General features: G+C 44.6%; 18 protein-coding genes. 12 read left to right on the top strand and 6 right to left on the bottom strand.

The features are described from left to right. Window positions 1–2: 2 nt before the first annotated feature. The 4 genes from dapF to ACP7AK_RS04815 form a co-directional block, all read right to left on the bottom strand. Entirely contained in the window at window positions 3–848 is an 846-nt protein-coding gene (gene dapF / locus ACP7AK_RS04830) for a diaminopimelate epimerase (protein WP_004645716.1), read from the bottom strand. 12 nt (window positions 849–860) lie between these two features. Beyond that, window positions 861–2,105, bottom strand: coding sequence for a diaminopimelate decarboxylase (gene lysA / locus ACP7AK_RS04825; protein ID WP_153567003.1), 1,245 nt, complete (start codon window positions 2,103–2,105; stop codon window positions 861–863). A gap of 24 nt (window positions 2,106–2,129) precedes the next feature. After that, window positions 2,130–2,363 (bottom strand): LPS translocon maturation chaperone LptM, encoded by a 234-nt coding sequence (gene lptM / locus ACP7AK_RS04820; RefSeq protein ID WP_005247664.1) that lies wholly within the window; start codon window positions 2,361–2,363, stop codon window positions 2,130–2,132. Window positions 2,364–2,495: 132 nt separating this feature from the next. Next, complete coding sequence (locus ACP7AK_RS04815) at window positions 2,496–3,899, bottom strand: amino acid permease (protein WP_425878847.1); 1,404 nt, start codon at window positions 3,897–3,899, stop codon at window positions 2,496–2,498. A gap of 319 nt (window positions 3,900–4,218) precedes the next feature. On the opposite strand from ACP7AK_RS04815, the gene ACP7AK_RS04810 reads away from it, so the two are divergent. Next, window positions 4,219–5,565 carry an alanine/glycine:cation symporter family protein gene (locus ACP7AK_RS04810; protein WP_005103909.1) on the top strand — a complete coding sequence of 449 codons (1,347 nt, stop codon included), beginning with the start codon at window positions 4,219–4,221 and terminating at the stop codon, window positions 5,563–5,565. Window positions 5,566–5,660: 95 nt separating this feature from the next. Here ACP7AK_RS04810 and ACP7AK_RS04805 read toward each other — a convergent pair whose 3' ends face one another. Further along, entirely contained in the window at window positions 5,661–6,065 is a 405-nt protein-coding gene (locus tag ACP7AK_RS04805) for a hypothetical protein (protein WP_425878844.1), read from the bottom strand. Between the two features lie 174 nt (window positions 6,066–6,239). Between ACP7AK_RS04805 and radA the strand changes: the two genes are divergently transcribed. From radA to ACP7AK_RS04775, 6 genes are all read left to right on the top strand, one after another. Beyond that, on the top strand, window positions 6,240–7,631 hold the full coding sequence (radA, locus tag ACP7AK_RS04800) for a DNA repair protein RadA (RefSeq protein WP_310076941.1): 1,392 nt from the start codon (window positions 6,240–6,242) through the stop codon (window positions 7,629–7,631). Between the two features lie 118 nt (window positions 7,632–7,749). Continuing rightward, complete coding sequence (locus ACP7AK_RS04795) at window positions 7,750–8,754, top strand: Tim44 domain-containing protein (protein ID WP_004731819.1); 1,005 nt, start codon at window positions 7,750–7,752, stop codon at window positions 8,752–8,754. 223 nt (window positions 8,755–8,977) lie between these two features. Next, a complete protein-coding gene (locus tag ACP7AK_RS04790; protein ID WP_425878842.1) occupies window positions 8,978–9,334 on the top strand; it encodes a hypothetical protein in 357 nt (118 codons plus the stop codon). A 1-nt stretch (window position 9,335) separates the two neighbouring features. Continuing rightward, window positions 9,336–11,069, top strand: a complete 1,734-nt coding sequence (locus ACP7AK_RS04785) for a PepSY-associated TM helix domain-containing protein (protein WP_425878840.1) — start codon at window positions 9,336–9,338, stop codon at window positions 11,067–11,069. Continuing rightward, the gene (locus ACP7AK_RS04780; protein ID WP_180086270.1) at window positions 11,066–11,404 is read left to right on the top strand and encodes a DUF3325 domain-containing protein; all 339 of its coding nucleotides are present in this window, start codon (window positions 11,066–11,068) and stop codon (window positions 11,402–11,404) included. The genes ACP7AK_RS04785 and ACP7AK_RS04780 overlap by 4 nt, the downstream gene beginning before the upstream one ends. Window positions 11,405–11,501: 97 nt before the next feature. Continuing rightward, window positions 11,502–12,020: a tetratricopeptide repeat protein gene (locus ACP7AK_RS04775; protein WP_180086272.1), complete on the top strand. Its 519-nt coding sequence runs from the start codon at window positions 11,502–11,504 to the stop codon at window positions 12,018–12,020. Window positions 12,021–12,055: 35 nt separating this feature from the next. On the opposite strand, the gene ACP7AK_RS04770 is transcribed toward ACP7AK_RS04775, so the two are convergent. Beyond that, complete coding sequence (locus tag ACP7AK_RS04770) at window positions 12,056–13,084, bottom strand: DUF4917 family protein (protein WP_224215610.1); 1,029 nt, start codon at window positions 13,082–13,084, stop codon at window positions 12,056–12,058. A 223-nt stretch (window positions 13,085–13,307) separates the two neighbouring features. Between ACP7AK_RS04770 and ahcY the strand changes: the two genes are divergently transcribed. The 5 genes from ahcY (at window position 13,308) to ACP7AK_RS04745 (ending at window position 21,929) form a co-directional block, all read left to right on the top strand. Continuing rightward, on the top strand, window positions 13,308–14,690 hold the full coding sequence (gene ahcY, locus ACP7AK_RS04765; RefSeq protein WP_004645731.1) for an adenosylhomocysteinase: 1,383 nt from the start codon (window positions 13,308–13,310) through the stop codon (window positions 14,688–14,690). A gap of 180 nt (window positions 14,691–14,870) precedes the next feature. Then, window positions 14,871–15,707: a methylenetetrahydrofolate reductase [NAD(P)H] gene (gene metF / locus ACP7AK_RS04760; protein ID WP_005103921.1), complete on the top strand. Its 837-nt coding sequence runs from the start codon at window positions 14,871–14,873 to the stop codon at window positions 15,705–15,707. Between the two features lie 37 nt (window positions 15,708–15,744). Then, window positions 15,745–16,455 (top strand): 16S rRNA (uracil(1498)-N(3))-methyltransferase, encoded by a 711-nt coding sequence (locus tag ACP7AK_RS04755; RefSeq protein ID WP_005103922.1) that lies wholly within the window; start codon window positions 15,745–15,747, stop codon window positions 16,453–16,455. Window positions 16,456–16,632: 177 nt separating this feature from the next. Continuing rightward, on the top strand, window positions 16,633–19,509 hold the full coding sequence (locus ACP7AK_RS04750; protein ID WP_425878836.1) for a putative bifunctional diguanylate cyclase/phosphodiesterase: 2,877 nt from the start codon (window positions 16,633–16,635) through the stop codon (window positions 19,507–19,509). A 140-nt stretch (window positions 19,510–19,649) separates the two neighbouring features. Next, window positions 19,650–21,929: an NADP-dependent malic enzyme gene (locus ACP7AK_RS04745; RefSeq protein WP_004280528.1), complete on the top strand. Its 2,280-nt coding sequence runs from the start codon at window positions 19,650–19,652 to the stop codon at window positions 21,927–21,929. Window positions 21,930–21,980: the final 51 nt, after the last annotated feature.

Below are 21,980 nucleotides of genomic sequence, written 5' to 3'. Positions count from 1 at the left end.
GCTTAACCCTGGAAATAACGTAAATCCAGACGTCCTTCATATACGGTCGCCGTTGGTCCGGTCATCCAGACCACATCACCTTCTTTCCATTCAATTTGCAGCTTGCCGCCTGCCAGTTCAACTTCGACTTTACTCGACAGCAGACCACGACGCATACCTGAAATTGCGGCAGCACAGGCACCTGTACCACAAGCTAAGGTCTCGCCTACACCACGCTCGTACACACGTAAACGTGCATGTTTTTCATCAATAATCTGCATAAAGCCAGCATTGACTCGTGCCGGGAAGCGCGCATGTGATTCAACTTGTGGACCAATACGTGCGACATCGGCAGCAATCACATCCGGTACGATTGTCACCGCATGTGGATTCCCCATATTGACCACATCAATGGTCAGCTTTTCACCGCCAGCAAGATCGATGTCATACAGGCTCTCCGGCGCATCAGCTACAAATGGAATTTCCTGAGGCAAAAATTTTGGATAACCCATATTGACCCGTACCCAGCCATTCGCACCCAATTCCGGCTCAACAATACCAGATTTGGTTTGCACCTTGATTTTGGTTTTGGTGGTGAGCTGACGATCATGTACAAATTTGGCAAAACAGCGCACGCCATTGCCACATTGCTCCACTTCCGAACCATCGGCATTAAAAATCCGGTATTTAAAGTCTGCACTTGGCACATCGGGTGGCTCAACCACCAAGAGTTGATCAAAACCAATGCCGAAGTTACGGTTGGCCAAACGCTGAATGGTCAAAGTGTCTAAATAAGCACGCTGGCTGATCAGGTCAACCACCATAAAGTCATTGCCCAGACCATGCATCTTGGTAAATTCTAATAACATCCTGATTTATCCTTAAGGCAATAAACGCTCACGTTCCCAGAGTGATTCAATCGTTTCACGTTCACGAATCAAATGCGCCTGATCAGCGTCGACCATTACTTCAGCAGCACGACCACGGCTGTTGTAGTTTGAGCTCATCACAAAACCGTATGCACCAGCGCCAAGTACAGCCAGCACATCATTTTCCTTGATCGCAAGCTCGCGCTCTTTACCCAGGAAATCACCAGTTTCACAAATTGCACCCACGACATCCCATTCTTTCGTTTCGATATCGGTACGAGGTGTAACAGATTGAATGTCCATCCATGCTTCATATAAAGCAGGACGAATCAGGTCATTCATCGCAGCATCAATAATCGCGAAATTACGGTGATTCGTTGGTTTTAATAGATCCACTTTAGTCAGCAGCACACCTGCATTGGCAGAGATACTACGTCCCGGTTCCATATACACTTTCAAGCCCAATTTTTCTAAAGCTGGACGTAGCGCATTGGCATATTCTTCAACCGACGGCGGGGTTTCATCTTTATACGTCACACCCAGACCACCGCCGATATCGATGTGTTTGAGGTGAATGCCCAGCTCTTTTAACTGGTCGATCATCACAATGACACGATCCAGTGCATCCACAAATGGCTGGGTTTCAGTCAGCTGTGAACCGATATGGCAGTCAATCCCAACCACATCCAGATTTGGCAATGACGCTGCATATTGATAAGTTTCAAACACGCTATCAGACGGAATACCGAATTTATTTTCTTTTAAGCCGGTTGAAATATAAGGATGGGTTTTGGCATCGACATCAGGATTCACACGTAATGAAATCGGCGCTTTGATATTTAATTCAGCCGCAACCTTCTGGATACGATCCAGCTCGGCATAAGATTCCACGTTGAAACAGGCAATGCCGACTTCCAACGCTTTTTTGATATCCGCTTCAGATTTACCCAAGCCCGAAAATACGATTTTCGATGCATCACCACCGGCTTTCAGCACACGCGCCAATTCACCACCGGTCACAATATCAAAACCGGCACCCTGTTTGGCCAATACATTCAATACCGCAAGATTAGAGTTGGACTTTACCGCAAAACAGATTTGATGGTCGATAAAATCAAAAGCACGGTCCATATCTAAAAAATGCTTTTCCAAAGTGGCTTTAGAATAAACATAGAGTGGTGTGCCGAATTGCTCCGCGAGCTGTTGTAATGAACATTGCTCAGCGTGCAATACCCCATTAATGCGGGTGAAACTCATGAAGGTATCCTTTCTGTGAAAGCGTTATGGTGTGGTTTTAACGTCTGAATCTGTAGGTGCAGCAAACTGTTGTTGCACGGGTGCCTCGCGTTTTTCATCGGACGCTTTAGGCTCAGTTTCAGTATTTTTGTATAACAGATACTTGGCACGCTTGTCGTAATTCGGATCATTCGGCAAGTGCAAAGCACCTGACTGTCCACAACCTGCAAGAACAAGACCTGTCGCTAAGATACTGATGTAGCAAATGACTTGGCGCATCTGACCACCTAATGTAATAGTTTCGATGAAGTATAACGCGATCATTCGGCATGACCCAAGCGTTAAACGCTAGAGAGTATCTTTAGACAAAAAAAAACGCCAGCAGATCGCTGACGTTTTTATTGATAAGGTTTATTTATGTTTCTGTTTATAGAAACCAAAATAGCCAATGATTAACAGGATAAACCAGATCGGACTGATCATCAGTGCCTGGCGGGTATCCTCTTCCAGCGCCAAGACCACGATCATGCTTAGGAAGAAAATAATCACGACCCAACAAGTCACTAAACCACCTGGCAACTTAAAAGTTGACTTTGCATGTAGTTCTGGACGTGTTTTGTAATACACGATATAGCTCCAGATAATGATGATCCAGACACAAATAAACAGAATCGTGGATAAAGTCGTTGCCAAGGTAAAGGCCCGAACGGTATCCGGAACAAAATACTGAAGTGCTGCACCCAGCAACAAACACACGGCAGAAAAATACAGGGCATTTGCAGGCACTGCGCGACGGTTCAAGCGACCAAAGGCAACCGGTGCCTGCTCTTCACGCGACAGACCAAACAGCATACGGCTGGTCGAGAATACGCCACTGTTCATCGATGACATCACCGAGGACAATACCACCAGGTTCATGATAATCGCAGCCGCTGCAATGCCAGCCTGACTGAACAGGTTTACAAAGGGCGAAACATTCGGGTCAATCTGGTTCCATGGAGTTACTGACATCACAATGAGCAGTGCCAATACATAGAAAATAATGATACGGATCGGAATAGAGTTCACCGCTTTTGGCAGGTTCTTTTCCGGATCTTTGGTTTCAGCCGCGGTAGTCCCCACCAGTTCCACCCCCACAAAGGCAAAGATGGCAATCTGGAAACCGGCCAGGAAGCCCATGGCACCCGTTGGGAACAAACCGCCATGCTCCCAGATATGACTAAAGGATGCGACCGTACCAACATCATTGGTAAAGCCAGTAAACACCATCCACAGACCAACAGCAATCAGCACCACAATGGCGATAATTTTGACCAGGGCAAACCAGAATTCCATTTCACCAAACAGTTTTACCGTGACCAGATTCAGCCCCATGATAAACACAATCGCGGCAACACTGATCATGACGCCTTCTTCAGGGCTAAAGGGCAAACCATTATTGAAGAATTGCAGATAATAAATAATGGCTGACAGATCTGCAATCCCGATGGTGATCCAGCACAGCCAGTAGGTCCAGCCAACAAAGTATCCGGCCCAAGGCCCGATCAGATCCGTGGCAAAATCAATAAATGATTTATATTGTAAATTGGAGAGCAACAACTCACCCAATGCACGCATCACCAGAAAGACCATAAAACCGATGATCATATAGATCACCAGAATCGAAGGACCTGCGAGACTGATGGTTTTACCCGAACCCATAAACAGGCCGGTTCCGATGGCGCCCCCAATGGCAATTAACTGTAGGTGCCGATTGGACAAACTCCGCTTTAATTCACCGTGCTCTGCCGACGAATTGTTATGTTTTTCTGACATTATTAATTACAACTTTGAGTTTTACTCGCGACAAATTAACGTAAAAAATGCTGAATACAAAAATAAAATTTGCATCATTTGTATTTCCTGATTAATTGAAGAAGTTAATTTATTTTTCTTATATCGCTCTACGGTTACACTTCTGCTTTATTTTTGACCTGTGATATTCCAGTAATTTCTTGTCAAATTTTTAAAACTGTGTAAAAAATAGAACACTATTCAGTCAATTTATGCATTCAGGATGAATGTATCTGGCATAGCAATTGCTTTTTAATCAATACCTCGAACTACACAGACATGGATCAATAAGAAGAATTTTATGCAAAATTTACAAAGTTTAATGGAAACTTTAAGCGGCTGGGTCTGGGGCCCTTATATGCTGGTACTAATTGTTGGTACCGGGATCTTCCTTACCTTTCGTTTATTGTTCTGGCAGTTCCGCATGTTGCCTTTAGCCTTTAAACAGGTCTTTGGCAAGCACCCTGACCATTCAGGGGACATTTCCCAATTCGCCTCATTGATGACCGCACTCTCTGCCACGATTGGTACCGGTAATATTGCCGGCGTAGCCACTGCCTGTGTCCTCGGGGGTCCGGGCGCCGTGTTCTGGATGTGGATGACCGCCCTGTTTGGTATGGCCACCAAATATGGCGAAGGTGTTCTGGCAGTCAAATACCGAGTCAAAAATGAAAAAGGTGAAATGTCGGGTGGTCCGATGTACTACATCGAGCGTGGTCTGAAATGGAAATGGCTGGCACTGATTTTTGCCTTGTTCGGGACACTGGCTTCTTTTGGAATCGGCAGTTCAGTACAGTCGAATACTGTAGCACTGGCGGTTGAAAACAGCTTGGGCATCGAAACCTGGATGACCGGTATCGTCATTACCGCCTTTTCAGCACTGGTGATTCTCGGCGGAATTCAAACCATTTCTCGCGCTTCTTCAGTAATTGTTCCAGTTATGGCCCTGGGCTATGTTGCAGGGGGAGTGACGATTATCATCAACAATCTGGAGTTAGTCGCTCCAGCCCTGAAAATGATCTTTACCTATGCCTTTACCGGTGAGGCTGCTGTAGGTGGTGCGATTGGCGCAGCGATTCGTTATGGTGTAGCGCGTGGAGTATTCTCCAACGAAGCCGGTATGGGTTCTGCACCGATTGCGGCCGCAGCAGCGAAAACCGATCATCCGGCCCGTCAAGGTCTGGTGTCTATGACTGGTACCTTTATTGATACGATTATCGTCTGTTCGATTACCGGTATTGTACTGGTGATGGGTTATATCATGGCCGGCAACTCATTCGGTGACCAGACCGGCGCAGTATTGACCATCAGCGCGTTTGACAAACTGTTGCCTGGGATCGGCGGCTGGATTGTGACCCTCGGGATTATTTTCTTTGCTTATTCCACCATCTTGGGTTGGAGCTACTATGGCGAGAAATGTGCCACTTATTTGCTCGGTGAGAAGTTTGTGCTGCCCTATCGCATTATTTATATCGCTTCGGTATTTATTGGCTGTGTGGCGACCCTTGATCTGGTTTGGCTCTTCGCCGATACCTTTAATGGGCTCATGGCGGTTCCAAACTTAATTGCACTATTGCTTTTATCCGGAGTGATTGCCAAGGAATCGAAAGACTTTATTGCAAGACGTAAATCTGGTGAACTTTATTAATTGATAAGCTATTTAATTACTCAACTTAAATAGTAAAGAGCCACGTCAATCGTGGCTTTTTCTGCTTAATCTTTTCCATTTTTCATTATGAAAATTTAGCAACGCAAACCACCCCATTGTGGTACTTTGCTATCAGACTCGAGTTCAAGCGCCAGAGCCAAAGAAAGAACAAAAAACTGAATGCCTTCAATTTTCATATTGCCCTGTTCATCTTCCAGATACTCACTCAGTTTTTGATAGGTTTTATGATGCAGATCAAAAGGTACATCCAGATAAAGCCCACCCAGGTAGATTTCACTATGGACGGTTTGATCCACACCTAAACACGGCATATACACAATCCCCTGTTGCTCTAGCCAGCCGATTAACATTTGGCGAACCGAGTTTGCATCCCGATCTGGATGTACATAATGATCAAAATGCACAAATAACACATCACGGTTTTTTTCACGTGCGATCGCATCAATATGTTTGAGCAATTGTGACAAGATCTGTTCCATTCCAGCATAACAAGATGGGCATTATAGACGGCGTTGACGCACAGCATTCAAATCAGCATAAATAAAAACGACAAGACTTGTCGTAAAAACCATGATTTTTCAGGTGAAAGACTTGGTTTTCGATGGCATTCACCGCTATGCTGTCACTCAATTTCAATCGCTTCATCTTCAAATATGGCTAAAGCAAAAAGTGTGTATCGTTGTGAACAATGTGGTGCCGATCATCCAAAATGGTCGGGGCAGTGTTCTGAATGCGGGGAATGGAACAGCCTGGTTGAGGTGACCATTGCACCGGCAGTAACGCATCGTGCACAGCCAAAAATTGGTGGTGGATACGCAGGCCAGGCGTCCAGCATCACGACTTTAAATCAGGTCTCAGTCTCTCATGAAACCCGTCTGCCGACGGGGATCAATGAATTTGACCGGGTTCTGGGTGGCGGACTGGTAACAGGTTCCGTCGTTCTGATTGGCGGTGATCCCGGAATTGGTAAATCGACTATTTTGCTGCAAACAGCCGCGCACATGGCTTCTGCCAAAAATTCGGCCTTATATGTCACCGGTGAAGAATCCTTGTCTCAGGTCGCGCTACGTGCCCAGCGTCTGGATCTGCCGACCGATCAGCTCAAAGTTATGGCCGAAACCTGTGTTGAACGTATTTGTGAAGTATTGGCCCAACAACGCCCTGCGGTGGCTATTCTAGACTCTATTCAAACCCTGTACACCGAGACCTTACAATCTGCACCAGGTGGTGTCTCACAAATTCGTGAATCAGCGGCCTTGTTGACCCGTTTTGCCAAAAATAGTGGCACGTCTTTGTTTCTGGTCGGTCATGTAACCAAAGAAGGCGCACTGGCCGGCCCACGTGTACTGGAACATATGGTGGACTGTGTGCTGTATTTTGAAGGCCAGTCGGATTCACGTTACCGGATGATCCGAGCGGTCAAAAACCGTTTTGGTGCGGTCAATGAGCTCGGTGTGTTCGGCATGACCGATAAAGGTCTGCGCGAAGTGTCCAATCCTTCAGCCATCTTTTTAAGCCGTTATGATGAAGCGATTCCCGGTTCGATTGTAATGATCAGCCGCGAAGGTACGCGCCCGCTACTGGTTGAGGTTCAGGCACTGGTCGATGATGCGCATGGTCAGCCACGACGCGTAGCGCTTGGTTTGGATCAGAACCGTCTAAATATGCTCCTTGCAGTCATGCATCGGCATGGTGGTGTGCAAACCTCCGGCCAGGATGTGTATGTCAATATTGTCGGTGGATTGAAAATTACCGAAACAGGTTCGGATCTGGCGGTACTTCTCGCCTGCGCTTCCAGCATTCGTGGCAAAGCCTTACCGCAACAGCTGGCGGTTTTTGGGGAAGTCGGACTGTCTGGAGAGATTCGCCCTGTGCCGAACGGTCAGGAACGGCTAAAAGAAGCGATTAAACATGGTTTTAAATACATTATTGTCCCTCGCGGCAATGCACCGCAAAAATCCATCGAGGGCGTGCAAATTATTGCAGTTGCGCGTTTACATGAAGCCTTGAGCGAGGCAATGGCGCTGAGTGATGAACTCAATTAACTGTAAACCGGCTCATTTCGTACAAAGAGCAAAAAAATACAGATTTTTGATTGAAATTCCACACAAAGCCTATATAAATAGACTGTACAAACAGGTTTTATTCTCATAGGAAAAATGAATGGAAGTTCGACAGCGCGGTTTGATCACAGGTATCTTGACAGCAGTTTTATTGGTTGCGCCTTTTGCAGCTGAAGCAAAACGTGCCGGTGGCGGTAAAAGTCACGGCATGCAACGTTCTGCACAACCTACTCAATCTTATCAACAACCTCGTCAAGCTGCGCCTGCTCAACAAGCGCCAGTTGCCGGTGCTGCAACCCAGCAAAAATCCGGTCCGGGTGTCGGCGGCATGGTTGCCGCGGGTGTAGCCGGTGCTGCGATTGGTGCAGTTGCTGCCAATGCCTTGGCGGATGATCAAAGTGTAGCAGCATCTGAAGCTCAGGCTGCTCAAGCCGAAGAGGAAAAAGGTGGTATTCCAGGCTGGATCTGGATCCTTCTTGCTGCTGCTGTTGCCTTCTTCATTTTCCGTAAGATGGGCGCAAAAAAAAAAGTAGCTTCTAACCCATACGCACCAAATAGCGGTGCTGGTAATACAGCACCTTTTGGTCAGGCACCGACTGCACCTCGCGGTGGTGACAGTACCAATATTTTTGGTCAGAATGTGGGTGGTCAAACGTCAAGCAACAATGCTCCGTTCGGTTCTGCTCCGGTAAATAACGCGCCTTTTGGTGCAGCTTATACCCAAAGTGGCAGCCAGTTACCGGATGGTACTGAACCTGCAGCATTCTTGCGTGTAGCGCGTCAGCGTTTTAACCATATTCAGTCCATGAATACAGCAAGCAACATTTCTGAAATTCAGCGTTATCTGACTCCTGAACTTTATCAGTCAATGTATAACGACATCATGAGCAATCAGGATCAGGATGTTGCCGAGTTTTCAAATCTGAATGCGATGGTCGTCGACTCATCGACTGACAATGGCCAGTATATTGTCAGCGTACGCTTTACAGGTACGGTAAGCGAAGACTTAAACAGCTTGCCGCAACCGTTCGCAGAAATCTGGCATTTCACCAAACCAGCAGGTTCAAATCAGGACTGGGTGGTTGCAGGTATTCAGCAAGACTAATCGTGAATAAATGAAGTTTAGACAGCGGCCTTCGAGCCGCTGTTTTTATTTTCAAGCCTTACATTTTGATCTTTTTTAATTCCCTTCCCCCTCTCTTTTTTAACCTAACTTCCAGTTTTACTTATTTTTCATATAAATAGTTCAACAACCCATATTTAAAATCTAAACAATAATTGTTATCATTATCATTAATTAATTCATAAGTTTGTAAATAGAATTTTCGATGATGAATAGTCCGAATATGCAAGCCATAGCGACTGGAACAGTTACTGCACCGAAACCATCAAGCAAAAATAAAGTCAAAGCAAATATGCTGGCTTATCGTGGGATGATTTTATATCGCTTTATTCTGGCGGGTGCTGGCGGTTATCTACTGGCTACACTGGCAACGATCTTGATTGCCCAGCTTTTTATCGACAGTGGAAGCAGTGCAGCCATGTCCGCCACCCTGATTGGCTTTAGCTTGAATGCTGCTGCATTTATCTGGGTATTTATTGTGAATAAGACGCTCAAAGCTACGCTCGGGATCGCGATTCCCGGTGTTTTACTCTATATCGCCTATAAGCTTTTAGGAAATTGAGATGAGAGTAGATGCAAAACCCGAAGGTCCACGCCAGTCGATGTCGTGGTTGCATACTTGGGCCAGTCTGATTTTAGGCTGGCTTTTATATGCGATTTTCTTGACCGGAACCTTAAGCTTTTTCCAGAACGAAATTACCGTCTGGATGAAACCGGAATTTCATCAATCAGTTCCACCAAAGACTCAAATCGAACAAACCCGTGTGGCACTGGCTTATCTGCAACAGCACCATCCGGATGCTGGCAGCTGGGCAATCCAGCTTCCTAACTCACGCCAAAACACTACCACCCTGACTATTCGTAGTGCCAGCGAAGATCCGCGTGCCCGTCGTGGCGGTACCCGCGTGACGATTGACAGCACCACGGGGGAAGTTTTGCAAGCGCGTGAAACACGTGGCGGTTCATTCTTATACCGTTTCCACTTTGAATTATATGGTTTGCCAAGGATCTGGGCACGCTGGATTGTCGGCGTTGCGACCCTGCTCATGCTGGTGGCAATCATCAGCGGTGTCATTACCCATAAGAAAATTTTCAAGGATTTTTTTACTTTCCGTCCCGGCAAAGGTCAGCGTTCATGGTTGGATGCACACAATGCTACTGCGGTATTTGCCCTGCCCTTTCACATCATGATTACCTTCAGTGGCTTATTATTATTGCTTTTTACCCTCATGCCCTGGGGCGTAAACCAGATTTATGAAAATCGTGGTGCTTTCCTTCAGGATCAACGTAAGAGTTTGGTTCAAGACAACAGTATTCAGGCTGAATCCCGTGAAACCCATAGTGAGAGCAAAAAACGTCGACCGCAAGCTGAGAGAGAAAATCGTGGCGAGCGCGGTGAAATGTCTGCACGCAGTGAAGGTCGCCGCTCTCGTGATGAAATGCAAGCTGCACCTCCTGCACCGTTAACCGATCTAGCTCCGATCTTGGCAACAGCCGAAAAAGAATGGAAAAATAATCCGGTGGGTATGATAACTATTATCCAGCCAAATACCGTAAAAGCAGAAATTGAGCTTCGTGCCTTAAACGGAGTCAGCGTAGCTTATCGCAATGTTTATCCGAGCCTTGCTTTTAATGGCGTAACAGGTGAATTAAAGCCAGATCAAACCACACTGAAAATGCCTTCAATCGCAAATGGTATTTATAATGTATTCACCACATTGCATGAAGCACGTGGTGTAGATCTGGCGTTACGCTGGTTATTGTTCATGTCAGGTGTGGTGGGTACCTTGATGATTGCCACCGGCTTGATTCTATGGTGTGTCAAACGTGCACCACAGCAACAGAAACAAGGCTATAAATCGTTTGGTTATCGTCTTGTGGAAGTCACCAATATCGCTGCCATTATTGGTTTACCTGTTGCCTGTGCTGCCTATTTCTATGCCAACCGTTTTATTCCGGCAGACATGGAGATGCGTCTGAACTGGGAAATTCGTAGCTTCTTTATTGTCTGGTTGCTGACGTTGCTGTATGCCATGATTCGCAGTCATCGACAAGCTTGGCTAGAGCTTCTCATGCTTGCAACTGGGACATTTGCCTTGCTCCCAATCGTCAATTTTCTGACCGGCGGTCAGGCGATCTGGAACACCATTATGCATGGTCAATGGGTCATTGCTTCTTTTGATCTAGCGATGTGGGTGCTTGCGATCTTGTTCTGGTTTTCATTTAAAAAAGTGAAAAACCATAAAGGCTTGTCGCCTAAAAAAGCCAAGGTTGCTCTCAAGGAGAATCAGTCATGATGTTTTTCTTACTGATTTGGGCTTTAACTTCACTGGGTTTCTTTGCGCTTGCAACGTCGATGTCCAAACATCAAAAACAAATTTTTGACACAGAACTCAACCCTGCAAAAACACAACTTGCGACTATTCTCGGTTGGGTATTGCTCATACTCGCCCTGATTCTGTGCCTGTGTACAGGAGCTATCAGCAATATGATCAGTTACTGGCTGGGTAGTCTGACTTTTGCAGCACTGGTGGTCGGCTTAAGCCTGAGTTATCTGGCAAGTAGAATTAAAGTGATCGTAATGTTCTGTGTGTTCATCGCCTCGATCTCAGGGATTCTTTGCTTGATCTAATCATTTGATTGACCAATCTCTTTAAAAAGCTGACTTTCGGATTGGCTTTTTTGCTTTAAACCTTTTAGTCTACACACAATATTTTTGAGATGTTGATATGACCCAGCGTGTTTCTCCCCCTGCTGCCCTGACCAATCTTGCCTTAGCCGGCAATGCTGAAGCGCAATTTGAACTGGCTGAACTGTATATGCAAAGCGAGCATGATGATGACATCATTCTTGCTGAAGAATGGGCGTTGAAAGCTGCCAACGGCGGGCTGGTGGATGCAATGTACTGGTTAGGTGAAGGTTATACCGTTTATGCCAAAGAGTTAGCAGAAAAAGATCCTGAAGAATCCAAAGCTCACTTTGAGTTAGCCTATTACTGGTTAAGCAAGGCCAATATCGAGAAGCACCCTGCTGCGACTTTGGAGCTGGCAGGTTTTTACCGTCGTGGCGATGTAATTGAAAAAGACGTCGAAAAATCGATTGCTTTGGTAAAACAGGCTGCGGAATGGGGCGAAGTTCAGGCGATGCGTGATCTTGCATTTATTTATGCCAATGGTTTAGGCGTAGATGGCAATGAAGAACAGGCTGAGTTCTGGACTCAAAAAGCAGATGCTGCTGAAGCTAAATAAGTAAAAAAAAGCCCATCAGATGATGGGCTTTTTTTTTAAGGATTATTCCAACAACCTGAACTTTGGCTGTCAAAAAATTCTATTTCGATATTTGGAGCTACTTTTTCATTTTTTATAAGCCGATAAATTCGATGGCACTCTTCCTGATTATTTTGAAATATAGAAATAGCCACCTTACCTGATTGTTTATTCTTAAATATCTGCTTTACCAAATGTGATTCCTGCTTGCCTAAGCTCCAGCCATAAATGACTAAATTAGCTTTTTGAGTTATTAAATCTGGTAGAACTTCATAGAAAATAGTACTCAAATAGGAACTACTTTTTATAGATTCAAGCTTTTTAGTTCCCGTACCCTCGGCAACAAATAAAGGAATTTTATTATCTTCCCATTGTGAAGTAATAACTTCTAACAAACCCTCAAAATCCCCTCTTTGAACTTTAGTTTCGGTATTTTTTGCATCTCTGAAAATAGATAAATTACCATGTTGATAAAGACTCAAAGTTACTTCTTTTTCCTTACGAATAGGATTTCTCAAATCTTGCCAATTATTTCTAAATAACCCGCTACCTTGAAAACAATCTTTAAATCTATGCCCATCTTCATTTCTATTTCCATACATTAAAATCCAATACAGGATTAAATCGTAATTAAGGGAGACTACTGTTCTAAATTGTTTTGTAAATTGATATAGCTGAGGTAATTGATCCGCGATATCAGAATGTTCACAATGAACTTCCTTCACCACTTTAATAAGAGCTTGTTTTATATTTTCGTAAGCTGAATCAAGTTTTTGATCAACTATTCCCAAATGCTTATTTATTAACTTCGCATGCCAAACCAATCGTAAAATTAATTCAAAATCAGATGTATCAAACTCAATAAAAAGTTTAGATATATCATCATTAAAAAGTCTTAATTTTTCAGCCTCTTCTTTTAAAGAATCAAAACGAAATTTTTGATGCAAAGCAACACTCGCCCCATTACCAATAATTAAATTGCCATTCTCATAATTATCCTTAATTTCAGCCCAGTCTTTGATTGCATACTCAAAACCATCAGTCATAGTTTATTCTCAAAATTTTCTTATTAGTCAGATATTAATCAATTTAGGATTGGAACAAAATCAATTTCCAAGTACAATACTGCGCTAGTCGAGGGATGCTGCGACGTTTTACAGGCACTAAATGTAAAATCGCTAGGCTCGACCATCGGTCAGACATTCGTTCTGATCAACAACGGCATCCGCGAACAGAACGATCCAATCTATTTTTTCCTAGGAGATCCTGATGAACGCGGTTACTGCTTCATTTACAGATTACAAAGTTGCTGATATTTCACTTGCTGATTACGGCCGTAAAGAAATCAAACTTGCTGAAGCTGAAATGCCAGCCCTAATGGGTCTGCGTAAACGCTACTCGGCAGCAAAACCGCTTGCAGGCGCGAAAATTCTCGGCTGTATCCACATGACCATTCAAACTGCCGTTTTAATTGAAACGCTGGTTGAATTGGGTGCAGAAGTTCGCTGGACTTCATGTAACATCTTCTCGACTCAAGACCATGCTGCTGCTGCAATCGCTGCTGCGGGCATTCCTGTATTTGCTTGGAAAGGCGAAACTGAAGAAGAATACATGTGGTGTCTTGAACAACAAATCAATGTAAATGGCACGCCTTGGGATGCCAACATGATTCTTGACGATGGCGGTGACTTAACGCTACTTGTTCATGAAAAATATCCAGAAGTGATTGCAAAAATTCACGGTGTAACTGAAGAAACAACGACAGGTGTTCAACGTCTGTACGAAATGCTTCGTGATGGCACTTTAAAAGTTCCTGCAATCAACGTAAACGATTCAGTAACCAAGTCTAAAAACGACAACAAATACGGTTGCCGTCACTCACTGAACGATGCAATCAAACGTGGTACAGATATGCTTTTATCTGGCCGTCGTGCACTTGTGATCGGTTATGGTGACGTAGGTAAAGGTTCTGCGCAATCCCTTCGTCAAGAAGGCATGATTGTACGCGTAACTGAAGTTGATCCAATCTGCGCAATGCAAGCATGCATGGACGGTTACGAAGTTGTATCTCCATACAAAAATGGCGTGCAAACTGGCAAGAAAGAAGACATCAATGTTGACCTTCTTCAAAACACTGACCTTATCGTAACTACAACTGGTAACTACCACGTATGTGACGCTGCAATGCTTGATTCATTAAAAGCTGGCGCAGTTGTTTGTAACATCGGTCACTTTGATACTGAAATTGATACAGCTTACCTACGTGGCTACAAGTGGGTTGAAGTTAAACCTCAAGTACACCAGGTGTATCGTTCAGAAAATGAAAATGATTACCTGATCCTTCTTTCTGAAGGCCGTTTGGTGAACCTTGGTAATGCGACTGGTCACCCATCACGTATTATGGATGGTTCATTTGCCAACCAGGTATTGGGTCAAATGCATTTATTCGCTGAGAAATTTGCTGATCTTCCAGAATCTGAAAAAGCTGCACAAATTCGTGTAGAACTTCTTCCTAAGAAATTAGATGAAGAAGTTGCTGCTGCGATGGTTGCTGGTTTCGGTGGTGTCTTGACTCAACTGACTCAAGAACAAGCGGATTACTTAGGCGTTCAAGTTGAAGGTCCATTCAAATCTGATGCTTATAAATATTAATACCCCTCACCCCATCCCTCTCCCTTAGGGAGAGGGTGACCATCCAAATTATTTTCAATGAAGTTTTAATGACTTCAAGTGAAAAAAATATGGGCTTAAACCCTGTATAATTCAGTAATGAATTCTCCTCTCCCTTTGGGAGAGGTCAGGGAGAGGGTGATAAGTAAAAAGGATTTGAACATGTCTAAACAGATTCCAATTTCATTTGAATTCTTCCCGACCAAAACTGATGTAGGTGCGGAAAAACTCAAAGTTGTGCATCAAGAGCTACAACTCTTAAATCCAGAGTTCTTCTCTGTGACCTATGGTGCTGGTGGTTCCACTCGTGAACGCACCCTGTCTACTATCAATGACTTTAATGGCAAAGGCGCACCTGTTGCCCCTCACTTGTCTTGTATTGGCGATGACAAAGCACGTATTGCTGAACTTCTAGACCTGTACAAATCTCAAGGCATTAACCGTATTGTTGCCCTGCGTGGTGACTTGCCTTCAGGCCAAGTGGGTTTGGGTGAATTACCTTATGCAGCTGATCTGGTTCGCTTTATCCGCGAACATTCAGGCGATCATTTTAAAATTGAAGTCGCAGCTTATCCGGAAATGCATCCACAGGCAGAAAGCTTTGACAAAGACATTCAGCACTTTGTTGAAAAAGTTCAGGCCGGTGCCAATGCTGCTTTAACCCAGTTCTTCTTCAATCCAGATGCTTACTTTTACTTTGTAGATCGTATCCAGAAAGCAGGAATCGATATTCCGGTTGCGCCAGGCATCATGCCAATTACCAATTCCAGCAACCTGATTCGCTTTGCTGATGGTACCGGTGCTGAAATTCCACGCTGGATTCGCAAGCAACTGGCAACTTATGGTGACGATACTGCCAGCATTAAAGCCTTTGGCCATGAAGTTGTGGTTAAATTCTGTGAGCGTCTACTTGCAGGTGGTGCGCCAAGCTTGCATTTCTACACCATGAATACTACTGACCCGACCCGTCAGCTGGTCACCGATCTTGGTTTAGCTTAAGTCCTTTATTTCACCGATTTTTTGAGTAGAACGATCAATGCCACGTTTTTATATAGATGCTGATTTAACTATTGATGTCAGCCTTGAGCTTACGGAAACTGTATTTCATCATTGGGTAAAGGTTTTACGCGCGCAAGTCGGTGAAAGCGCGACCCTGTTCAATGGACAGGGTGGCGAATATGACGTGACTTTAACCGAGGTTGATAAAAAATCAGCCACCGTCTCGGTCAATGCATTTAATCCTGCCAATCGCACACCAAAGTTCCAGGCTTTGCTCGGTCAGGTGATGAGTAAAGGCGACCGTATGGATTATGCGATTCAGAAAGCAGTCGAACTGGGCGTTTCCGAAATTCAGCTGCTGACTTCGGATCGTTGTGAAATGCGTTTAAAGTATGATCGCGACCAGAAAAAGCTGGATCACTGGCAAGGCATTGCTATTGCGGCTTGTGAACAATGTGGTCTGAATATTGTTCCTAAAATTTTAGCGCCCATATCACTTGAAAAATGGCTGGATACTGAACTACCCAACACCAAACTGGTTTTGGCACCCAATAAAGATGAAACAGATGTACTGGCAGAGGCGACCTTGGATCTTGTCCTATTGATCGGCCCTGAGGGTGGCCTGAGTGAGGCGGAAATTAGTACCGCAAATCAAAAAGGTTTTCTCAACTGGTGTATAGGCGAGCGTGTCCTGCGTACCGAAACCGCTCCTGTTGTTGCTCTGTCAATTTTAAATTATGTGCTTTAATTCATCGGATGAGTAAAAATTTGCCTTTAATTTTGTTGATTTTTATTTTCAAGGCATCTAATCTCGACTAAAGAATAACAAATACTTATTAATTGATTTCACACACTTCTTGGAGTTTCTATAATAACAATGTACAAGGACGAAAACCGTTTAGGATGAATACAGGCATTGAATCACATGGTTGATAATCAGGACGACTATATTCAGCAGCATTTGCATGATGCTCAAATTGCGAATACGCTTCGCCATAGTCGCTATTTTTTGCTCAGTATCATGGTGATTTGCCTCTATATTTTTTGTATTTATCACATTCAATATAGTCCTTCTAATACGTATTTTAATACCTGGTTTATTCTGACAGAACTTCTGGTCAGCATGTGCTGGCTGGTGAATACGCTGTATTTCAAACCCGAACAATATAATCAGAAAAGCGCGCACCGCTGGTTACAGATGCAGAGCCTTGCAGTCGGAAGCTGTATCGCGGCCGGTATTTATACAATTTATTACTATTTGCCGCAGGCCAATCCTGTATTTGAAGATATTGAAGCACTGACCTTGTCTGCCTTGTTGCTGATTGTAAGCCAAGCATTTGGCCTGACCTACCTGACCCAGAAACTGAGCTATTTTTGTCTGGTCTTTTTGCCGTCCTTATTCCCTTTTTTACTGTCGCAGCTTGACCATGTCGGTCATTCCAATCCCTTTTTTGGTCTGGCCTTAAACTTTGCGCTCATAGTGATTCTGCTGTGCGCGACAAGTAGTTATCGAATTCACAGCCGCACCTCACGTCTGTATGCGGAAAATGATATTTTGGTGAAAAATGCAGAACAGCAAGTGCATTGGACTGATGAACTGTGCCAGCAACTCAAAACTGAAGTCAATAAATCCAAAGATATTAAACAGCAATTACAGCTCAGTAACCAATTGCTGGAGCAAAAAGTACGGGAACGTACCTATGATATTGAACAGATCAATTATGACCTGAAGAATCAGCAGCAGAATCTAAAACTTGCACATGAAATTGCCGGTATTCGGCCATGGGACTGGAATATTCAAGAGCGCAGCATCACCTTAACCAATCATAAAGACGAAAAGATTCTGCGCGATTCCAAAGATCATCATCTGCAATTACAGTATCTGATTCACCCTGAAGATCTGGCCTATTTTAAGCGCAATATGAAGCAGCATCTGCGTGGCCAGATTGAACGCTATGATGCCACTTACCGGATCAAGCTCAGTGAAGGTGGCTGGAGTTGGGTACATGATATTGGCCGGGTGATCAGTCGTGATCCTAAAAATAAAAAACCCTTGCGCATGGTCGGTATCCGTCGTGATATCCAGCAGGAACGTCTGTCTCAAGAACGTTTAAAACTGGTGGCCAGTGTACTGGAACAAGCTGCGGAAGGCATTTTCATTCTGAATCTTGATTTAGATTATATCGATGTCAATCCCCACTACGAATACCTGAGCGGTTTTGAGCGTGACCAGATCATCGGTAAATCCTTATTTGATATTGCGGTGCAAAATAAATCCCAGCAACGTACTTTTCAGGCCAATATTGTCAAACAGATTCAAAAGATTGGCTCTTATGATGGAGAGGTTTATGCCAAATTTCTGTCTGGCAAAGAGTCGACCTTATGGCTGCATATTAATGCCGTGACTGATGATGAAGGCCGGATTACCCATTATATTGGCATTGTCTCAGATCTGACTGAACGTAAATTACAGGAACAGCGTCTATCCTATCTAGAAAATTATGACACGCTGACTGACTTACCGAACCGCTTCTACTATAACTATCAGCTACATCAGTATCTGGTTTCGCAAAAAGACTCTATTAAAGAGATGGCTGTGATTCGGCTTAACATCGACCGTTTCCGCCCATTGAATGAATATCTGTCCAATAATGGCGGTGATGAACTTTTACGTCAGGTAGCGCAGCGGCTGCGCATGACCAATGCAGAAGCGTTATTTGTGGCACATCTAAATGGTGATGATTTTGCGATTCTCTATGAAATCTCACATATTCGCCCTTCAGTTCAGCACCATTGTGAACGCATCGCTCAGGCCTTTAGTAGACCATTTAATATTTACGGTCAGGATCATGTGATTACCTTGTCCATGGGTGTGGCATTTTATCCGGATCATGGCCGTCAGCTAGATTATTTAAATAACTGCGCCGAACAGGCATTGAACGAAGCCAAAAATCTCGGTGGCAACACTATTCATTTTTATTCCAGTGAAAATAATGCTTTACAGAACAAAGGGGTTTTCCTGGAACGTGATTTGCGCAAAGCAATCCAGAATAATGAACTGGTGGTGTATTATCAGCCAAAAATCAATTTCAGCGATCAAAGCATTTATGGCTTCGAAGCGCTGATTCGCTGGAACCATCCAGAAAAAGGCATTATCGCACCAGGCCTATTTATACCGTTAGCTGAACAGACCAGCCTGATTTCAGACATTGGCCGTCTGGTGATCCAGCAGGCCGCTAAACAGATTCGCCAATGGAATGATCTGGGCTTTAATCATATTTGTGTATCAGTCAATATCGTGGCGCAGCAATTGCGTCGTGGTCAATTACTTGATGATCTGGACCAAGCCATTGCAGACAACCATATTTCTGGCGCCAGCCTGGAGCTGGAAATTACCGAATCTTCTTTAATTGAAAATTCGGAAGCGGTCAAAAACCTGCTGAATGAAATTAAACAGCGACATATTCATATTGCCCTAGATGATTTCGGTACAGGTTATTCTTCTCTCTCCTATCTTGCTGATTTTCCGATTGATACTCTAAAAATTGATCGCAGTTTTGTTTGCAAGATTGGGGAAAACAAACAGGCAGCCATTGTCAGTGCTATGGTGGCCATGGGTAAAGCCATGGGCATGACCGTGGTCGCGGAAGGCATCGAGACTGAAGAGCAGCTAGAATATCTACGTGATTTAGACTGTGATATTGCCCAAGGTTACTTATTTTCCAAACCGCTTCCTGAGCAGGATGCAACCGCTTATTTAGTGCGAGACAAGACGCATCAGACTTATATATCCCAAGTCTAAGTCCATACCCCACTACAATAAGTTTGTTGGAAAAACGGCCGTCTTTGTCTGTCCGAACTGGCTAACAAATGGTATATTCAGGAACATAAATAAATTCTTTGCCCGCTGACCGGGTAATCTTTACAACGATCGAGAGACTGATGGACGAACAATCTTTAAAGCAACAGGCCCTTTACTATCACGAGTTTCCTACCCCGGGGAAAATCAGCGTTACACCAAGCAAACAATTGGTCAACCAACGTGACTTGGCCCTTGCTTACTCGCCTGGCGTAGCTGCACCATGTCTTGAGATTGAACGCGATCCTTCAACTGCTGCATTGTATACGGCTCGTGGCAACCTGGTTGCTGTCGTGACCAACGGTACTGCCGTGCTTGGCCTGGGTAATATTGGTCCTTTAGCTTCTAAACCAGTGATGGAAGGTAAAGGCGTATTATTCAAAAAATTCGCTGGCGTTGATGTATTCGATATCGAAATTGCTGAAAATGATCCAGACAAGATTGTGGATATTGTCGCTGCATTAGAACCGACTTTCGGCGGGATTAACCTTGAAGATATCAAGGCGCCAGAGTGTTTCTATATCGAGCAAAAACTGCGTGAACGCATGAATATTCCGGTATTCCATGATGATCAGCACGGTACTTCGATCATTGTCGGTTCTGCGCTCCTCAATGCGTTACAAATCAACGGCAAAAAAATTGAAGATATCAAGATCGTGGCTTCAGGCGCGGGTGCTGCTGCACTGTCTTGTTTGAATCTGCTTTGTGCTCTGGGTGCTAAAAAAGAGAATATCATCGTTGCCGATTCACGCGGTCTGCTGACTACGCATCGTGAAGGCCTGGATGAATCCAAGAAAGCCTATGTACAAGACATCGAAGCTACTCAGCTCGGTGACGTGATTGCGGGTGCAGACATGTTCCTCGGTCTTTCTGCTGCGGGCATTTTGACCAAAGAAATGGTCAAGGTCATGGCTGAAGATCCGATCATCTTTGCCTTGGCAAACCCGGATCCAGAAATTCTGCCTGAACATGCGCATGAAGTACGTGATGACGTGATCATGGCAACTGGCCGTTCTGACTATCCGAACCAGGTGAATAACGCACTGTGCTTCCCGTACATCTTCCGTGGTGCATTGGACGTTGGTGCAACCACCATTAACGAAGAAATGAAAATTGCCTGTGTCCACGCGATCGCGCGTATGGCACACGTTGAAGCTGATGCGGCGACTTATGGTGAAAAATCTGCATCATTTGGCCGTGAATACCTGATTCCGGGACCACTGGATCAACGTTTGATTCTAGAAATCGCACCTGCTGTTGCACAAGCAGCCATGGATTCTGGCGTGGCAACACGTCCAATCACGGATTTCTCGCATTATCGTCAACGTTTGTCTGAGTTTGTCTACAACTCTGCATTCATGATGAAACCGATTTTCGAACAAGCCAAATCTGATCCTAAACGTATTGCTTATGCGGAAGGTGAAGACCTGCGTGTACTTCGCGCAGTTCAAATTGCGGTAGATGATGGTCTGGCAATTCCAATTCTGGTGGGTCGCCCAGCTGTAATTGAAGCCAACATCAAAAAATTGGGTCTACGTCTTGAAGATGGCGTGAATATCACGATTGTTGATCAGGAAAAGAACCCCAACTATGAAATGTTTGCAGATGATTATTACAACATCATGCAGCGTAAGGGTGTAACGCCTGAATATGCACAGCGTGAAGCACGTCGTCGCTCGACCCTGATCGCAGCGATGCTTGTGAAACATGGTATGGCAGACGGTATGCTGTGTGGTACATATTCAAGCTACGACATTCACCTGGACTTCGTCAGCAACATCATTGGCAAGAAAGATGGTCATAACACTTTCTTTACCCTGAATGCCTTGATGCTTGAAGACCGCAACCTGTTCATTGCCGATACCTATGTCAACACCAACCCAACGGCTGAACAGCTGGCTGAAATGACCATTCTGGCCGCTGAAGAAGTTCGCCGTTTTGGTATGACACCACGTATTGCCCTGCTGTCTCACTCAAGTTTTGGTTCAGACCAGCATGATGCCAGCGCGCAAAAAATGCGTAAAGTATATGACATCCTGTCTGAAATCGCGCCTGAGCTGGAAGTTGAAGGTGAAATGCACGGTGATGCTGCACTGGATGAGAACATTCGTCAGTTTGCATTCCCGAATTCACGTTTCAAAGGCTCTGCAAACCTGCTGATCATGCCGAATCTGGATGCAGCCAATATCTCGTTCAACCTGTTAAAGGCAACTTCAGGCAACAACGTAACGATTGGTCCAATTCTTCTAGGTGCTGCGAAACCTGTCCACATTTTGACGCCGACTGCGACCACGCGCCGTGTGATCAACATGACTGCACTGACTGTTGCTGAAATCCAGCAAGCAGAACAAGATGCACTTTAAGCCAATGACAAGATAACGACGCATCAGCCTCGTTTCTTAACTTGAGAAAAC

The sequence above is a fragment of the Acinetobacter sp. TWP2-2-3 genome, from assembly GCF_049896445.1.
In the GTDB taxonomy this organism is placed as follows: Bacteria; Pseudomonadota; Gammaproteobacteria; order Pseudomonadales; family Moraxellaceae; genus Acinetobacter.
The sequence above is the reverse complement of the archived record's forward strand: the minus strand, read 5'-3'. Positions and strand labels throughout refer to the sequence as shown.

What these genes read in the sequence shown, in the direction of transcription:
- ACP7AK_RS04750 (WP_425878836.1), top strand. Translation starts at nt 16,633, where the DNA reads ATGGTTGATAATCAGGACGACTATATTCAGCAGCATTTGCATGATGCT.
- lysA (WP_153567003.1), bottom strand. Translation starts at nt 2,105, where the DNA reads ATGAGTTTCACCCGCATTAATGGGGTATTGCACGCTGAGCAATGTTCA.
- ACP7AK_RS04810 (WP_005103909.1), top strand. Translation starts at nt 4,219, where the DNA reads ATGCAAAATTTACAAAGTTTAATGGAAACTTTAAGCGGCTGGGTCTGG.
- dapF (WP_004645716.1), bottom strand. Translation starts at nt 848, where the DNA reads ATGTTATTAGAATTTACCAAGATGCATGGTCTGGGCAATGACTTTATG.
- ACP7AK_RS04770 (WP_224215610.1), bottom strand. Translation starts at nt 13,084, where the DNA reads ATGACTGATGGTTTTGAGTATGCAATCAAAGACTGGGCTGAAATTAAG.
- ACP7AK_RS04815 (WP_425878847.1), bottom strand. Translation starts at nt 3,899, where the DNA reads ATGTCAGAAAAACATAACAATTCGTCGGCAGAGCACGGTGAATTAAAG.
- metF (WP_005103921.1), top strand. Translation starts at nt 14,871, where the DNA reads ATGTCTAAACAGATTCCAATTTCATTTGAATTCTTCCCGACCAAAACT.
- ACP7AK_RS04805 (WP_425878844.1), bottom strand. Translation starts at nt 6,065, where the DNA reads ATGGAACAGATCTTGTCACAATTGCTCAAACATATTGATGCGATCGCA.
- ACP7AK_RS04755 (WP_005103922.1), top strand. Translation starts at nt 15,745, where the DNA reads ATGCCACGTTTTTATATAGATGCTGATTTAACTATTGATGTCAGCCTT.
- ACP7AK_RS04780 (WP_180086270.1), top strand. Translation starts at nt 11,066, where the DNA reads ATGATGTTTTTCTTACTGATTTGGGCTTTAACTTCACTGGGTTTCTTT.
- ACP7AK_RS04745 (WP_004280528.1), top strand. Translation starts at nt 19,650, where the DNA reads ATGGACGAACAATCTTTAAAGCAACAGGCCCTTTACTATCACGAGTTT.
- lptM (WP_005247664.1), bottom strand. Translation starts at nt 2,363, where the DNA reads ATGCGCCAAGTCATTTGCTACATCAGTATCTTAGCGACAGGTCTTGTT.
- ACP7AK_RS04785 (WP_425878840.1), top strand. Translation starts at nt 9,336, where the DNA reads ATGAGAGTAGATGCAAAACCCGAAGGTCCACGCCAGTCGATGTCGTGG.
- ACP7AK_RS04775 (WP_180086272.1), top strand. Translation starts at nt 11,502, where the DNA reads ATGACCCAGCGTGTTTCTCCCCCTGCTGCCCTGACCAATCTTGCCTTA.
- ACP7AK_RS04795 (WP_004731819.1), top strand. Translation starts at nt 7,750, where the DNA reads ATGGAAGTTCGACAGCGCGGTTTGATCACAGGTATCTTGACAGCAGTT.
- ACP7AK_RS04790 (WP_425878842.1), top strand. Translation starts at nt 8,978, where the DNA reads ATGATGAATAGTCCGAATATGCAAGCCATAGCGACTGGAACAGTTACT.
- ahcY (WP_004645731.1), top strand. Translation starts at nt 13,308, where the DNA reads ATGAACGCGGTTACTGCTTCATTTACAGATTACAAAGTTGCTGATATT.
- radA (WP_310076941.1), top strand. Translation starts at nt 6,240, where the DNA reads ATGGCTAAAGCAAAAAGTGTGTATCGTTGTGAACAATGTGGTGCCGAT.